The organism is Exiguobacterium sp. s123 (assembly GCF_018617075.1).
Classification (GTDB): domain Bacteria; phylum Bacillota; class Bacilli; order Exiguobacteriales; family Exiguobacteriaceae; genus Exiguobacterium; species Exiguobacterium profundum.
On the sequence record NZ_JACSJL010000002.1, the window covers coordinates 337,246 to 353,197 of the forward strand.

Annotated in this window: 15 protein-coding genes; 1 reads left to right on the forward strand and 14 read right to left on the reverse strand. The window is 47.1% G+C overall.

Translation table 11 applies throughout. From position 1 onward, the window contains the following. Positions 1-43: 43 nt before the first annotated feature. The 6 genes from dnaI to KNO72_RS05635 all read right to left on the reverse strand — a co-directional run bounded on the left by dnaI (position 44) and on the right by KNO72_RS05635 (position 4,970). Positions 44-958, reverse strand: a complete 915-nt coding sequence (gene dnaI / locus KNO72_RS05610; RefSeq protein WP_012726703.1) for a primosomal protein DnaI — start codon at positions 956-958, stop codon at positions 44-46. Positions 959-962: 4 nt separating this feature from the next. After that, positions 963-2,315, reverse strand: a complete 1,353-nt coding sequence (locus KNO72_RS05615) for a DnaD domain protein (protein WP_012726704.1) — start codon at positions 2,313-2,315, stop codon at positions 963-965. A 40-nt stretch (positions 2,316-2,355) separates the two neighbouring features. Then, on the reverse strand, positions 2,356-2,823 hold the full coding sequence (nrdR, locus tag KNO72_RS05620) for a transcriptional regulator NrdR (protein WP_012726705.1): 468 nt from the start codon (positions 2,821-2,823) through the stop codon (positions 2,356-2,358). 12 nt (positions 2,824-2,835) lie between these two features. Further along, entirely contained in the window at positions 2,836-3,207 is a 372-nt protein-coding gene (locus KNO72_RS05625; RefSeq protein WP_214757473.1) for a hypothetical protein, read from the reverse strand. A 112-nt stretch (positions 3,208-3,319) separates the two neighbouring features. Next, positions 3,320-3,706 carry an adenosylmethionine decarboxylase gene (speD, locus tag KNO72_RS05630; RefSeq protein WP_012726707.1) on the reverse strand — a complete coding sequence of 129 codons (387 nt, stop codon included), beginning with the start codon at positions 3,704-3,706 and terminating at the stop codon, positions 3,320-3,322. A gap of 232 nt (positions 3,707-3,938) precedes the next feature. Further along, entirely contained in the window at positions 3,939-4,970 is a 1,032-nt protein-coding gene (locus tag KNO72_RS05635; RefSeq protein WP_078147184.1) for a glyceraldehyde-3-phosphate dehydrogenase, read from the reverse strand. Positions 4,971-5,127: 157 nt separating this feature from the next. Between KNO72_RS05635 and KNO72_RS05640 the strand changes: the two genes are divergently transcribed. Continuing rightward, positions 5,128-5,610 carry a site-2 protease family protein gene (locus tag KNO72_RS05640; RefSeq protein WP_012726709.1) on the forward strand — a complete coding sequence of 161 codons (483 nt, stop codon included), beginning with the start codon at positions 5,128-5,130 and terminating at the stop codon, positions 5,608-5,610. A gap of 13 nt (positions 5,611-5,623) precedes the next feature. Here KNO72_RS05640 and coaE read toward each other — a convergent pair whose 3' ends face one another. From coaE to citZ, 8 genes are all read right to left on the reverse strand, one after another. Continuing rightward, positions 5,624-6,229, reverse strand: a complete 606-nt coding sequence (gene coaE, locus KNO72_RS05645) for a dephospho-CoA kinase (RefSeq protein ID WP_012726710.1) — start codon at positions 6,227-6,229, stop codon at positions 5,624-5,626. Positions 6,230-6,242: 13 nt separating this feature from the next. Further along, positions 6,243-7,070 carry a bifunctional DNA-formamidopyrimidine glycosylase/DNA-(apurinic or apyrimidinic site) lyase gene (gene mutM, locus KNO72_RS05650; RefSeq protein WP_214757475.1) on the reverse strand — a complete coding sequence of 276 codons (828 nt, stop codon included), beginning with the start codon at positions 7,068-7,070 and terminating at the stop codon, positions 6,243-6,245. Between the two features lie 21 nt (positions 7,071-7,091). Further along, positions 7,092-9,686 (reverse strand): DNA polymerase I, encoded by a 2,595-nt coding sequence (gene polA / locus KNO72_RS05655; RefSeq protein WP_078147186.1) that lies wholly within the window; start codon positions 9,684-9,686, stop codon positions 7,092-7,094. Between the two features lie 207 nt (positions 9,687-9,893). Continuing rightward, positions 9,894-11,621: a two-component system histidine kinase PnpS gene (gene pnpS, locus KNO72_RS05660; RefSeq protein WP_214757477.1), complete on the reverse strand. Its 1,728-nt coding sequence runs from the start codon at positions 11,619-11,621 to the stop codon at positions 9,894-9,896. After that, the gene (locus KNO72_RS05665; protein ID WP_074036521.1) at positions 11,618-12,319 is read right to left on the reverse strand and encodes a response regulator transcription factor; all 702 of its coding nucleotides are present in this window, start codon (positions 12,317-12,319) and stop codon (positions 11,618-11,620) included. Before KNO72_RS05665 ends, pnpS begins: the two co-directional genes overlap by 4 nt. A gap of 183 nt (positions 12,320-12,502) precedes the next feature. Beyond that, complete coding sequence (mdh, locus tag KNO72_RS05670) at positions 12,503-13,435, reverse strand: malate dehydrogenase (RefSeq protein WP_078147188.1); 933 nt, start codon at positions 13,433-13,435, stop codon at positions 12,503-12,505. A gap of 21 nt (positions 13,436-13,456) precedes the next feature. Next, positions 13,457-14,725 carry an NADP-dependent isocitrate dehydrogenase gene (gene icd, locus KNO72_RS05675; protein WP_031423152.1) on the reverse strand — a complete coding sequence of 423 codons (1,269 nt, stop codon included), beginning with the start codon at positions 14,723-14,725 and terminating at the stop codon, positions 13,457-13,459. Positions 14,726-14,824: 99 nt separating this feature from the next. Beyond that, entirely contained in the window at positions 14,825-15,937 is a 1,113-nt protein-coding gene (citZ, locus tag KNO72_RS05680) for a citrate synthase (RefSeq protein ID WP_214757479.1), read from the reverse strand. Positions 15,938-15,952 lie beyond the last annotated feature (15 nt).

Here is a 15,952-nt window from a genome sequence, read left to right on the forward strand (position 1 = left end):
TATGATTCTTAGTATAGTCAACTCACCAGAGAAAAACAATCCTTTACCGACGCCGATTTTCACCCTTTAACTCAATTTGGGTCGTCGTCGTAGAAATACGTTGCATGAGTCGCTGTGCTTTCATTTTGTTTTGCGGCGAACCATCAATTGAAAAGTGCGTCTCGAGCTCTTCCCCGCTAAAGTTTGAACTGTAGAGCGTCGGTAAGCGATGCATCATCCGATACTGAAGAATGATGCCGAACAATTCATCTCGTACCCACGGACTGATGGCTTCAGCTCCGATGTCATCAATCAATAAGACTGGCACATGTTGAAACGACGTCAAGAAAGAGTCGAACGACTCGGTACGGATTTTACGTTTCGCCTCCGACACAAAGCCCGGGGCGTGAACTAAAATCGTCTCGATGTCCGCCACCTTCAACTCATTGGCGATTGCGGCGAGTAAATACGTCTTCCCGACGCCAAAACTACCGTGGAGATAGAGACCGTTCACTTTTTGACGCGCCTTCATCCCTGTCACGAATCGCATCGCTTCACGCAATGCGATTTTACGCGCGTCGTCGGCCCAATCAAATGACTCAAAGCTCGCCTCACGGACTTCTTCCGGTAAGAACAAACTCTTAAACTTACGGTCCATCTCTTTTTGGCGTCTCGCCTGACGATGAGCGACCGTCTCTTCATAGCGAATGGCAATCTGTCCTAGATCGACATAGAGCACCGGTTGATGACCCGGGATGACGGCCTGATCTTCTATGAACGTTTTTCCATCCATCTGTTCCGCGTACTCACTCAGTTTGGTAAACCCGATTTCAATCGCCTTCTCCTCTAACTCTGGATGAGCGTTCAAAAATGCGATGACACCCGGGTGATTCAGTGTACGTCTGCGAATCGACTCGTACGCCTCACGAACTTCTTTTCGGTTCATCAACTGAGACAGCGACTGATTGATTCGTTCCATCCCCTCACCCCTTCTCTTTCAATTCATTTAATAGTTTCACGAGTTCCGCGTCATCCGGAACGGACGACTCAAGTTCCTTTTTCCTCGCTTGGTCGTATGAGCGCTGTTGTTTCGCCTCATCCTCGAGCCACTTCGGCATATCCCCTTGCTGGGGTTTCCGTCGTGACCCGACCGTGGTGCGTTGCACGCTCTCGCGTTTTTGTTGTTTCTTCTCGATGAGCGCATCTTGAGATTCTTCACGCTCTAGCGCTTCTTTTGCGTTCGTATAGCCTGCTGTTTTCCAACTTGTCGCAATGCGCAAGACATAGTTCTCGCTCAGCCGCGTCTGCTTCTTCACTTCGATACAGTAATAGAAGAGCGCATTGATGACCCCTGGCGCGAGACCGAGTGTGTCGACGAGTTCAATGACTAACTGTTCATCACTCTTTGAAAGTTGCGGGGTCTTCCGAAGCGTCGAGACATATTGATGCGGATGTGCGGACTCCATCACCTCAGGGTCATGCAAGTCTCCTAGTTTCGTCTGTTCAAGTTCGACGGTCTTCTCTTTCCGATGGCGCGTCTGTTTCTTTTTCAATTGTAAGACCATTTGACGACACCCGTCCCGCTTCTCTTGCTCACTGAGTGGCAGATACGCCTCATGGACGAAATACTCTTTTAACATCTCAGCCATCGTCTCTTCATCGAGTTGAGACACGTAGGCCAGTTTTGTGATCGTTTCGTCTAATTTTTTCGTGAAAAATCCAACTGGAAAATTCGTCAGTTTTTTCACAATTTCCATATCGAACGAATAGTTGATTTCAATCTTTGCCCGGTCCGGCTTTTCATAATTTTTTTGTGTGAACGCACGATGGTTTACTCCTTTGACATCAAACACTTCATTGAAGTCCTTTGTCACCTCGACGATGCCTGCCGGCAACGGATCAATCGTAAAACGCCCTTGCAGTTGTTTGAATCGTACTTCCCCGACTTTATAGAAGAGGAAACTCGACAGTAACCCATCATTCAAAAACGTGTGCGGTGCAAGCGGGACGCGTAACTGATAGACGTATTGTGTCAATCGAGCGTCTTTTGTTTTATAGGTGCGCACTAACCCGATCGCTTCTAAACGGAACAGACTGTCCATTAACTCATTGATAGAGAACTCCAACATCTCACATAATGCACTATGTGACATATAGTTGGATTTCATTTTGCCCGGCTTCAGTTCGCTCCATAACGTTTGATAGAGTGCGAGCGCCTTCACTCCGATGACAGGTTGATATAAGTGGTAAAGGGACTGGTACGATTCACGGTCGACAAGACCGGTACTCATGATTAACAATTCGTCCGTCCCAAAGATTGTACGTTCTTTCTCCATGGCTCTCTCCCTTGAAAAAGGGCGACCAGCAGGCCGCCCTTTAGTTGGTCGAATTTTCTTGCTTCATTAAATCTTCAAGTTCTTTAAAGAACACCGTGATGTCTTTGAATTGACGATAAACCGATGCGAACCGAACATATGCGACTTCATCGACTCGTGCAAGTTCATTCATCACAAGCTCGCCTACTTGTTCACTTGGAATTTCTGACTGGGCGAGGGCACGGAGTTGCTGTTCGACTTTCGTCACAACCCCTTCGAGCTGTTCAAGTGTGACCGGTCGTTTCTCGCACGCCCGAATAATGCCGCGAAGTACTTTCTCACGACTGAACTCTTCACGATTTCCATCTTTTTTGACAATGATGAGCGGTGTCTGTTCGACCGTCTCAAACGTTGTAAACCGATACCCACATTTTTCACATTCACGACGACGTCGAATCGAATAATGGTCTTGCACCGGACGGGAATCGAGCACTCTCGTTCCATTATGATCACATTTCGGACAACGCATGCTCAAACCTCCTTATCGTTCGACTGTTTTATTTCCAATAGCACGTAGCGGGAATTGTTGCGTGAGTGCCTCGTAGTAGTGCGATACAATTTGCGAGAGGTCTGCACCGAGTCGCTGCTCACGGTTTAATGTGAAATCGACTGCCGTCCGACCGCCATCCACTTGAACAATCGTGATGAGCCCGTCCCAACCTTCCCCTACAAATGAAAGTTCCCCTCGATTTGCATCGATTCGACGAACCGTCTGTCCGTTCTCTTGAATCTTTCCTTCTAACCATTGCAACATCGCATGTGACGATGCCGCATAGTAACGTGTTTGGAGCATTTCATTTTTATGTGTATCTTTCGTTTCAATATGTGTTTGTAACTTATCTAACAGTCCCATAATCCACCTCAACGCCTGAGTTATATACGTTAAGCATATCAAAATTAAGGCGACAACAAAACAATTAAAAGGGCTGACCATTAAACGGCCAGCCTCAAAAGGTCAATCTGATTTATTTGCTGATTGCCACTTGCGCTTCCGGAACACGAATCGGTCCCATTCCACGCTCAAGTTTCACATCTTCACGTACTTTTGCATCCAATCCTTCAGCAATATACTGCGATGCTGTAGCCGGATCGATTCGATCTCCACATGTAAACACGTCAACTGACGCATAGCCATGTTCTGGGAAACTGTGAATCGTTAAGTGTGATTCTGAAATGATGACGACTCCACTTACACCGTGTGGCGCAAACTTGTGGAATGCAACTTCGCGGACTTCAGCGCCCGAACGAAGAGCAGCATCGACGAACAAACGCTCGATGTAGTCGATATCATTCAATTTGTCGGGATTGCACTCCCAAAGTTCTGTAATAATGTGACGTCCCATAGTATCCATATTAGTGGATCCCCCTTTACATCAATGGTCTCAAAGTAGTTGATGATCACTCACTTTGTGCCTGAATCGCCCACAACCACGGGGGCAAGTTAGTCCTAAGAGGTCCTAACCCTTTAAGTTGCGTTTGTCAGACCAATTGAAGTTCACGAAATTGAGTGTAACGTGTTTGGGACGTCCTTACAAGACATTTGATAAAAAAATTCAAAAAATATTTTCCTGAACGTAATATTTTTTAGGCGTGTGTTTCTTGCTGACCGATTTGAAGATAGCTGGCCACCATGTCCAACAAGTCCACGACACGGCATGAATAGCCCCATTCATTGTCATACCATGCGAGTACTTTGACATGATTTCCGCCGAGCACCATCGTCGAATCCATGTCGATAATCGACGAGCGATCGTCCCCGTTAAAATCAATAGAGACGAGCGGTTCGTGAGAAACGCCTAAAATACCTGTCATTTCTCCAAACGCTGCCCGTTCAAACGCTTCATTGACTTCATCGACCGTGACATCTCGGTGGAGTTCGACGACCAAATCGACAAGTGATACGTTCGGAGTCGGCACACGGAGTGCCATTCCGTTCAACTTTCCTTGTAGTTCCGGCATCACAAGACCAATCGCCTTAGCCGCTCCCGTCGATGTCGGGATGATGGAACTGCCACACGCGCGCGCGCGACGCAAATCTTTATGCGGGTTATCAATATTGTTCTGATCGTTCGTATAGGCGTGAACGGTCGTAATCAGTCCCGTTTCAATACCGAACGTCGAATGTAAGACCTTCACGACAGGTCCGAGACAGTTCGTCGTACACGATGCGTTTGAGATGATATGATCTTCCTCCGGGCGATAGTCACGATCATTGACCCCCATCACGATCGTTCGTAAATCCCCTTTACCCGGTGCGGTCAAAATCACTTTTTTCGCCCCTGCCTCGAGATGAAGTCGTGCCCCGCTATCAGAGTTAAACTTCCCGGTCGCTTCGACGACGATGTCGATTTTAAGGTCTGACCAAGGCAAGCGTGATGGATCACGTTCCGAAATGAGTTCAATCCGTTTCCCATCGACTTCGAGCGCATCCCCATGCGCACGTACTGTCAATCCGAATGGACCATGAATCGAGTCGTGTTTAATGAGATGCGCAAGTGTTTCCGCCGGATAACTTGCGTTAATCGCCACCACTTCATGACGTCCCTCGAGCATCAATTTTCGAAATACCATTCTTCCGATTCGACCAAATCCGTTAATTGCCACTTTTGTCCCCATGATAGATCCCCCTTTTTCTACATTACGGTTTCATTATAACGGATAGCTGTAAGCGTTTTCACTATGATTCGTCACATTTTTTCCGTTTTTCTTTGTTTATTTTTTGAAAATGAGGGAAATTTCTTGGCGTAACAGACAAGAGAAAGGAGGCGTCATGATGTTTGATTGGGGAGATATCGATAAATTCTTTATTTCGTTCTTTATCATTTTACCGATTGTGACGTTAATTCATGAGCTTGGACACTTCTTCTTCGCAAAGTTGTTCGGCGGCTCACTCGATATGCAAATCGGTACCGGGAAGAAACTATTTAAAGTAGGTCGTTTACAAGTAAATCGTGTTTATTTTTACGATGCATGGTGCCAGTTCACTGATTTAAGATGGAGCAACAAGGTCACCCGTACGCTAGTCTATGGCGGTGGAGCCATTTTCAATTTAGCGAGCATCTTAATCGTCAACGCGTTCATTCTTCGACGAGATATTGAACCGACACTCTATACGTATCAGTTCGCCTATTTCTCATTCTACTATATCTTCTTCTCACTCTATCCCATCTATTATTCGAACGGTCATCCTAGTGATGGACGTGCGATTTATGATACATGGAAAAAAGGGTCTCCAGAATCCGATCCATTAAACTAAAAAGAAGGCGATATCAGTCGCCTTCTTTTTGTATCGTTTGAAACTGTTCGACCAGACGATTGATTTGTGGAGGGAGGTCCCCTAATGCCCCATTATTGTTTATGAGGAAATCCGCCTGGTGCTTTTTATCTTCAATTGGAATCTGTGAACGAATACGGGCTAACGCCTCTTCTTTCGTCAATCCATTCCGTTCCATGAGACGCATCAGTTGAATCTCTTCACGGCAATAGACGACGACGGAATAATCAACCAGATCGAGCATCGTCCCTTCAAACAATAAGGGAATATCAAAAATGACGACAGGTTCCCCCGATGCCTCATACGTTCGCATTTGCTCGTTCATTTCTTCTCGAATCGCTGGATGCATCAATTGATTCAATTGCTGACGTTTTGCTTCATCATGGAAGATTTCCCGACCGAGCGCAGGACGGTTCAGCACGTCGCCCACAAAACATTTTGGAAATGCGGCCCTTACCCCCTCAATCGCCTTTCCTCCTGGTTCAACGACCGTCCTAGCAATCAAATCGGCATCGATAATCGGAATGCCTCGTTCTCGAAACAGTCGCGATACCGTAGACTTCCCGGTTGCAATTCCACCAGTCAATCCAATCTTCAACATACACGTCCACCCCTTAACGTTGTTGACAGTGCGGACAGTAATGCGTACCTCGCCCGCCCAATTTCATCTTTTCAATTTCATGTCCGCATCGGCGGCACGGTTCTCCGGTCTGTCCATACACGTAGAGCCTCTCTTGAAACGTTCCTGTGGCCCCATCTGGATTGGCATAACTGCGAATCGTACTACCTCCACGCTCAATGGCCTCAGTCAAGACAGCAATGGCTTCAGTCCGCACACGGTCGACTTCTTCACGTGACAAACTTGCGGCCGGTCGTGTCGGATGGACACCCGCACGAAACAACGTCTCATCTACATAGATGTTACCTAATCCAACAAAGATGGATTGATCGAGGAGGGCGGTCTTAATCGCGCGTGTCTTCATGCGCTCTAAACGTCGGTGTAACACCTCGGTTGTCACACGCTCGTCAAACGGCTCGTACGCAAGTAATGAGAGCGGTGGTGTGGTATGAATCGTTTCATTCGTCCGCAACTCCATCGTACCGAATTTACGGACATCATTATAGTGTAGAGTCGATTGGTCCGTGAACGTAATCACGATATGTGTATGTTTTACCGGTTCTGTAATGGAGTCATAAGGGAAAAACTTCCCTTCCATCCGAAGATGGGAGACGAGATACCCGTTCGTCAATTTGAATAAGATGAATTTCCCCCGACGTTCCACATCCGTAATCGTTTCTCCTATCAAATGGTGAACCCATTCTTCGGGGTCGAGTCCGCGGATAATTTTAGGGTCAAGGACATCGACAGACTGAATCGTTTTTCCTGAAACGGCAGGTCGCAACCTACGACAGACCGTTTCGACTTCTGGTAATTCTGGCATACTGATTTCCTTTCTATCCGTTTATTTCGTGTCAAACCATGTCGTTCCAACCGCTCCGTCCGCACGTAACGGGACATCAAGTGTGACCGTATGTTCCATCGCTTCGGTCACAAGTTTTTCTAATGCTTCCATCTCTTCGGCCGGACCTTCGAATATCAATTCATCGTGTACTTGTAACAACAGCTTAGATTGAAGTTTTGACGTGTTTAACGCATGATCGACATCAATCATCGCTTTTTTAATAATGTCCGCTGCCGTTCCTTGAATCGGTGTGTTGATTGCGGTACGTTCAGCAAACCCACGCAAGTTGAAATTACGAGAATGGATGTCCGGGATGTTCCGGCGTCGTTTCAACATCGTCTCGACGAACCCGTGTTCACGTGCCCGTTCAATCGCGGCATCCATGAACGTCTTCACCCCAGGGAACTGTTCAAAGTACGTATCGATAAAGGTCTGCGCTTCTTTCCGTGTAATCCCTAGGTTTTGTGAGAGTCCATAATCACTGATGCCATAGATGATTCCGAAGTTGACGGCTTTTGCTTGACGACGCATGAGTGACGTAACTTCTTCAGTGGAAACTTTAAACACGTTCGCCGCCGTCGACGTATGAATATCCTCATCGTGAAGGAAGGCTGCCATCATCTTCTCATCTTGTGACATATGTGCCATGATGCGCAGTTCGATTTGAGAGTAATCGACCGCATAAAGTACCCATCCCGGTTCACTCGCGGTAAACGCTTTACGGATGCGACGCCCTTCTTCTAATCGAATCGGAATATTTTGAAGGTTCGGGTTAACCGACGAAAGCCGTCCCGTTTGAGTAAGCGTCTGTGTATAACGCGTATGAATCTTGCCATCATCCTTCACGACTTTCTGCAAGCCCTCGACATACGTGGACTGAAGTTTGCCAAGTTCACGATAATGCATGATTTTCTCAATGATCGGATGAAGCGGTGCCAATTTTTCGAGGACATCCGCTGCCGTTGAGTATCCTGTTTTCGTCTTTTTCACAGGAGGGAGTGACAGTTTTTCAAATAATACGACCCCTAACTGTTTCGGTGAGTTGATGTTGAACGGTTCCCCGGCTAATTCATGAATCGTGACCTCAAGTGCATTTAGACGTTCACGCAGGTCCGTTTCCATATGTTGAAGCGTTTCGACATTTACGTGGATACCAGCCCACTCCATCTCGGCCAATACGGAGACGAGTGGTTTTTCAAGCGCCTCATAGAGTTCTGTCTGTTCATTCTCTTTCAACTCCGAAACAATGCGTTCAAACAATGTGTAGATGGCGTACGCCTTTTCTGCGAGATGAGCATGAAAAACATTCTCTTCCGGCACCTTGATTTTTGCACCTTTTCCGTAGACCGTTTCATCTTCCTCAAGAGGATACGTAAAGTGTGCGGCAATCGAGCTGAGAGACGTCCCACCAGATAGGTTGAGCAAATACCCTGCGACAAGCAGGTCTTCATACCCACGCAGTGCCAATTGGTGACGTTTCAATTGAATAATTGTCTGCTTCGCATCGAGACAAATCGTCGTCTTCGTCTCGTTTTCGATCCATTCCTTGACCCGTTCGTCCTCAAGAAGCGTCACATCTCCAATCGTGACACCTCGTTCCGAAGCGATCGCCACTCCAATCACGTCTTCTTCAAAATAATCATCATTCAGCTGTTCAAGCATTAACACAGCTCGCGATAAATCTTGATCGGCCAACGCGATTGTTGGTCGTTCCGCTTTTTCAACCGGTTCTTCTGAAGAGGTATCCGTCAGTTTGCCGATGAGTGACTTGAACTGTAAATCCATAAATAACGTTTTGACGACCGAAGCGTCATATGGCTTAAAGAGAAGATCATCCATCGTCACATCAATCGGTACATCCGTGTAAATGGTCGCCAACTGTTTCGACATTTTCGCTTCTTGTTCATTCGCCTCTACTTTTTCCTTTTGCTTCCCTTTCAACTCATCCGTATGTTCGTAAAGGGCCTCGACGGTACCGTATGTGGCAATCAACTTCAGTGCCGTCTTTTCCCCGACCCCTGGAATACCAGGAATGTTGTCAGATTTATCTCCCATTAATCCTTTTAGGTCAATCATCTGAATCGGTTGTAGTCCGTCGTAGCGTTCCTTGAACGCGGTCACGGTCATTTTCTCGACGTCGGTGATGCCTCGTTTCGTCAAATAGACCGTCACACGTTCATTGATCAATTGAAGTAAATCCTTATCCCCCGTCACAACCGTCACCTGATCAAAAGTCGGGTCTTTTGAGAGCGTCCCGATGATATCATCCGCCTCGTATTGATCGAGCTCTAAGACAGAGATGCCAAACGCCCGACAAACGTCACGCACGAGCGGAAATTGTTCACGCAATTCTCCCGGTGTCTTTTGACGTCCACCTTTGTATTCCGCGAACGTATCGTGACGGAACGTTTTCTTTGACGCATCGAACGCCACAGCAAAATGAGTCGGTTGCTCATCTTCCATTAGTTTCAATAACATCATCGTAAACCCATACACTGCATTCGTATTCCGACCTGACGCATCCGACATCGGAGGCAGTGCAAAAAACGCACGATATGTTAAGGAGTTCCCATCAAGGACTAGTAGTTTATTCATTCAATCGACCTCCATTCTTCTCTTCAACCATCATACCATACGGGTACATGCGTTCGAAAAAAAAGACCCTTTTCTACGAATAGAAAAGGGCCAAATTCTCGATCGTGTGGAGATGAGCACCGATCGAGTCACGAGATGATGAAGAGGTCTCATTCATAGAATAGCAAGGTTTTGTAAAGTAAATATGAACGAACGATAAAGTCATTGTTAAACCCGAGGGAATGTAATGGTAAACGTCGTTCCTTTGCCTTCCTCACTCTCTACGTCGATCGTGGCATGATGCAAATCGATGATGTGTTTCACGATGGCGAGTCCGAGGCCAGTTCCACCCGAGTTCCGACTTCTTGCCTTATCGACACGATAGAAGCGCTCAAAAATACGACTCACTTCTTTTTCGGCGATCCCGATTCCGTTGTCCTTGACGCGAAGTTTATAGGAATCTGCCATTGCTTCCACGGCGATGTCGACACGACTTCCTTCTGGTGAATAGTTGATGGCGTTGGCGACCAAGTTCATGATGACTTGCTTCATTCGGTTCAGGTCCGCTTGCAAGACGACCGTTCCCTCGTGTTTCGTTTCTAGCTGAATCGACTTCTTGCTCGCCTTTTGACTGAGCAGGAGACAGACCTCATCGACGAGCTGATTCAGATCGACGGACACCAACTCCATTTGGAAGTCATCCCGCTCCAATCTCGACAATTCAAGGAGATCCTCAACAAGCATCTGCATCCGTGTCGCTTCTTTCTGGATGATGTCTAAAAACTGGTCTCGAAGTTCCGGGACTTCTTTCGCCCCATCAAGAAGCGTCTCACTAAACCCACGTATGGATGTGAGCGGTGTCTTCAGTTCATGACTAACGTTCGCCACGAAATCTTTCCGCATCTTCTCAAGTCGTTTCAGTTCCGTGATATCGTTAAACAGTAACGTCGTGCCGCGAAGCATCCCGGTGTCACTGAAAATCGGTGCTGCGGATACCATATACGTTTTTTGATTGAATCCCGTTCGAATCGATAACTGACGGCGGTGGACCTCTTCCGTCAGATAAACGTCTTCGATCAGTGTTTCTACTTCAGGACTCGGTAGAATCCCGTGATAAAATTGTCCAATCGTTAAATCATCGTATTGGAACATTTCACGATAAGAGCGGTTGACCAACGTGACAATCCCTCGCTCGTCGACGAGCAGAAGACCCGCCCCCATATACTCGATTAACGATTCGAGTCTCGCCCGTTGTACGGACTCCCCGAGAGAAATCGACTCCAAATTCCGGGCAAGCACGTTGATTGACCCTGCTAGGCTACCGGTCTCTTCATCATTTCTGAGTTCATACACACGGGCCCGATAATTCCCGTCCGCCAGTTCCCGCAAAACGATCGTCGCCTCATCGATTGGTCGAATAAATTGATTCGTCAAATGTTGGAGCACGAATAAAATTATGAAGAAGGAGAAGAAGAGCGCGAGGGCAATCGTCAACCAGATGCGATTGTACACCCCTTCTAAATCCGATACATAACGGATGAATGTTAAATAGACTGTCCCACCCGTCGAAAGTTCGATCGGTTTTGTATATTGAATCAACTCGTCCTCATCCGCTTCACCGAACGTCCCTTCCTCAGGGACCATATTCGGATCAATTTTGTAATCGATGGACCCGACGCGAAACGGCGTGCCAGCGATTACCTCCATCCGACTATTGAGAAGGAGAATATCAAAGCTGCTTCCGTCATCGATTTGACCGACATACTCACGAATCTCGTCCAATTCGCCTCCTTCGAGGTAGAGGGCTGCCAATTGAGCATCTTCTTTTAGACGGTCTCGTTCAGAATCCAGATAAAAGTCTTTGAAGAGTTGCCCAAGGACAATCCCGAGCGTCAACAAGACACCGGTCACAAGAAAAATGAGAGTCGTCATAAATCTAGAGCGATACGTCTTCATTCCGAAGTCGGCTCCTCCATCTTATAGCCAAGACCACGAATCGTTTTAATATAGGTCGGTTTCTTCGTTACCGGTTCAATTTTTTCACGAAGGTGACTGATATGGACATCAACAATCCGGGTATCACCCACAAAGTCATAATTCCAAATGGCCGATAATAATTGATCTCGCGTCAACACGCGTCCTTTATTTTTCGCCAAATAGGCTAACAATTCAAATTCTTTCGGCGTCAACTCGAGGCGCTCCCCTTGCTTGAACACTTCGTAGTTTGAAGTGACGATTTTAACATCTCCGATTTGAATGACGTCCTCTTCAACCGCCGATTCTTGCGGGGCAGAACGTCTAAGAATCGCTTTGACGCGCGCGACTACTTCACGTGGGCTGAACGGCTTCGTCAAATAATCGTCCGCTCCGAGCTCGAGCCCCAATACTTTGTCAAACTCATCATCTTTTGCCGTGAGCATTAAAATCGGTGTATTGACTTTTTGCTGACGAAGTCGTTTGCACACTTCAAGTCCATCCATCTCCGGGAGCATCAAATCGAGCACAATGAGCACGGCGTCCTTTTTCTCAGCCAATTCCAATCCGGTTTTGCCGTCGTGCGCCGTCTCTACTTCAAAGCCAGCTTGTTCTAAATTAAATTTCAATAATGTCGCAATCGACACTTCATCGTCGACAACAATTACTTTATCAGCCACACTGCTTCCTCCTCTTAAACCATCAAATGTCACTTTCTATTTTACAAATCAATGCTTGAAACGACCAACCTCAAAGCAAATCTTTACAAAAACAAAACAAATCCACTTTCAGTGTAGCATGTTCGATAAGAGAGAAGGCGCAAAAAAGGTGCCTCCTGCAACATGACAGGAAGCACCTCAAACTTATAAGACGCTTAATACCGAGCGGACAGAATCCGCAGACCTCGATAGCGCTGCTTTTTCTTCATCCGTCAAGTCGAGCTCTAACACTTGCTCAATTCCATGTTTACCAAGAATCGTCGGGACGCCAAGATACAAATCATGGAATCCGTACTCTCCCTCAAGGTATGCGATGGCCGGTAAGATTCGACGCTGATCTTTTACAATCGCCTCGACCATCTCCACGATGGCAGCGGCTGGCGCATAATACGCCGAGCCATCGCCCAGTAGTTGGACAATCTCGCCGCCACCTTTTCGTGTCCGTTCAACGATTTGCTCGATTCGCTCATGTGGGATGAGTTTTTCGAGCGGGATGCCTCCAGCGTAAGAATAGCGTACGAGAGGCACCATTTCGTCTCCATGACCTCCAAGGACGAATCCGGATACGTCTTTGACAGAAACATTCAGCTCTTGTGCCACAAACGTTCGGAAGCGAGCCGTATCCAATACACCGGATTGACCGATGACGCGTTCTTTCGGGAACCCTGATTCTTTGAACGCCGCGTACGTCATGGCGTCTACTGGGTTCGTCAATACGATCAGGATGGCGTCTGGAGAGTAACGGGCAATCTCTTTCACAACCGAGCGCATGACGTTTGCGTTCGTTGCGACGAGGTCGTCCCGGCTCATCCCCGGCTTGCGCGCGATTCCCGCGGTAATGACAACCACATCGGAATCGGCCGTGTCCGCGTAATCAGACGTACCTGTGACCCACGAATCAAACCCTTGAATCGGTGCCGTTTCTTGCATGTCGAGCGCTTTCCCTTTCGTCGGTCCTACTTTTTCTTCCATATCGAGCAGTACGACATCCCCTAGCTCACGTTGAGCCAAGTACAGTGCAGTCGTTGCACCGGTGAAGCCACTTCCAATAACAGAAATTTTGTTACGACGAATCATGAGCTCTCCTCCTCGGTCGTCTTACATGTTTTTAATCAATTCATCCGCGAACTCTGAACATTTCACTTCTGTCGCGCCGTCCATGAGACGTGCGAAGTCGTATGTGACAACTTTCGAAGCGATCGTTTTCTCCATTGAGTTGATGATGAGGTCCGCCGCTTCGTTCCAGTTCATGTGGCGGAGCATCATCTCACCTGAAAGGATGACTGAAGATGGGTTTACTTTATCGAGACCCGCGTATTTCGGAGCAGTACCGTGTGTCGCTTCGAAGATCGCGTGACCTGTGATGTAGTTGATGTTCGCACCAGGTGCAATCCCGATTCCACCTACTTGAGCAGCAAGGGCATCTGAGATATAGTCACCGTTCAAGTTCATCGTCGCAACAACGTCGAACTCACGTGGACGAGTCAAAATCTGCTGGAGGAAGATATCAGCGATTGAATCTTTGACGATAATTTTCCCTTCAGCTTCCGCTTTCGACTGAGCTTCGTTAGCAGCTGCTTCACCAGATTCTTCTTTGATACGGTCATACTGTGCCCATGTGAACACTTTGTCACCGTACTCCGCTTCAGCGAGTGCATAACCCCAGTTTTTGAAGGCGCCTTCTGTGAACTTCATGATGTTCCCTTTGTGGACGAGCGTTAAAGATTTACGGTTGTTCGCAATCGCATATTCAATTGCTGCACGAACCAAACGTTCTGTTCCTTCAGAAGAAACTGGCTTGATTCCGATTCCTGATGTTTCTGGGAAACGGATTTTGTTGACATTCATCTCGTCTTGCAAGAATTTGATGAGTTTTTTTACTTCATCGCTTCCTGAAGCGTACTCGATTCCAGCATAGATATCTTCAGTATTTTCACGGAAGATGACCATATCTGTATCTTCAGGACGTTTTACTGGTGAAGGAACACCTGTGAAGTAACGAACTGGGCGAAGGCATGTATATAAATCGAGTTCTTGACGAAGTGCGACGTTCAATGAACGAATTCCTCCACCGACCGGAGTCGTAAGTGGTCCTTTGATGGCAATCAAGTACTCACGAATTTGATCAAGTGTCTCTGTCGGGAGCCATTCGCCTTTTTCGTTATATGCTTTTTCCCCAGCATATACTTCCATCCATTCGATTTTCTTGTCGCCGCCATATGCTTTTTCAACCGCAGCGTCAAATACGCGAACAGCCGCATTCCAAATGTCAGGACCTGTTCCGTCACCGATAATGAATGGTACGGTCGGTACATTTGGTACGTTCAATACACCGTTTTCAACTGTAATCTTTTGTCCTTGTGTCAACATAATGAATCCCCCTAAGTACATTACTGTAGGTCGACGCGTGCGCCGACCTACGTCACTTGTTAGTTTACCAAACTTTTGTCTAAAATGTGTCTCGAATTAACGTTCGTTTACCGGAACATACTTACGGCTCGTTTCACCGACATATTCCGCACGTGGACGAATCAAGCGATTATCCGCATATTGTTCAAGAATGTGCGCAATCCAGCCAGACATACGAGATACGGCGAAGATTGGTGTGAATAGATCTTCTTCGAGACCGAGCGCATAATAAGTTGAAGCTGAATAGAAATCGACATTTGGTTTCAAACCTTTTTCCGTTTCGACAAGATGGTCGATTTTCTCAGACATCTCATACCATTTCGGTTCGCCGATTTGAGCAGTCAACTGACGGCTCATTTCTTTCAAATGTTTCGCACGTGGGTCGCCATCCTTGTAAACGCGGTGACCGAAGCCCATGATCTTCTCTTTGCGCTCGAATTTGCCACGAACATATTCTTCAACACGGTCGACCGAGTCGATCTCGTGCAACATTTTCATTACCGCTTCGTTCGCACCACCGTGAAGTGGCCCTTTGAGTGCCCCCATGGCCGCCGTGACACCTGAGTACATATCCGAGAGCGTCGCTACACAAACGCGAGCAGTGAATGTCGAAGCATTCAACTCGTGGTCTGCGTGTAAGATGAGCGCTTTATCAATCGTCTTTTCTGCTACATCGCTCGGCTCTTCACCGTTTAGCATGTATAAGAAGTTCGCAGCGTAAGAAAGACCTGGTTTCGGTGCGACCGGCTGCTCCCCTTTACGAAGACGGGCGAATGCCGTCACGATTGTAGCGACTTGTGCTTGTAGGCGAATCGCTTTACGCATGTTGGCCTCGTCACTCATGTCTTCAGATTCCGCATCATATAGAGCGAGTTGCGAAAGTGCCGTACGAATCGTCGCCATTGCATTGGCTGATTTCGGTGCACGTCTTAACGTATCAATCACCTCTTCAGGCAATGTCGCTTCTTTTACAAGCGCATCTGAGAGCGCTGTCAATTCCTCTGCATTTGGTAAGTGGTCGTTCCACAATAAGAACACTACTTCTTCGAATGTGGCGTTGTCCGCTAAATCATCAATGGTGTATCCTCCGTAAGTCAATTGTCCGTCAATAATTGAGCTGACTTTTGAGGCTGCTGCCACAATACCTTCTAACCCTTTTGTCGTTGACATTCATAACTCCCCCTC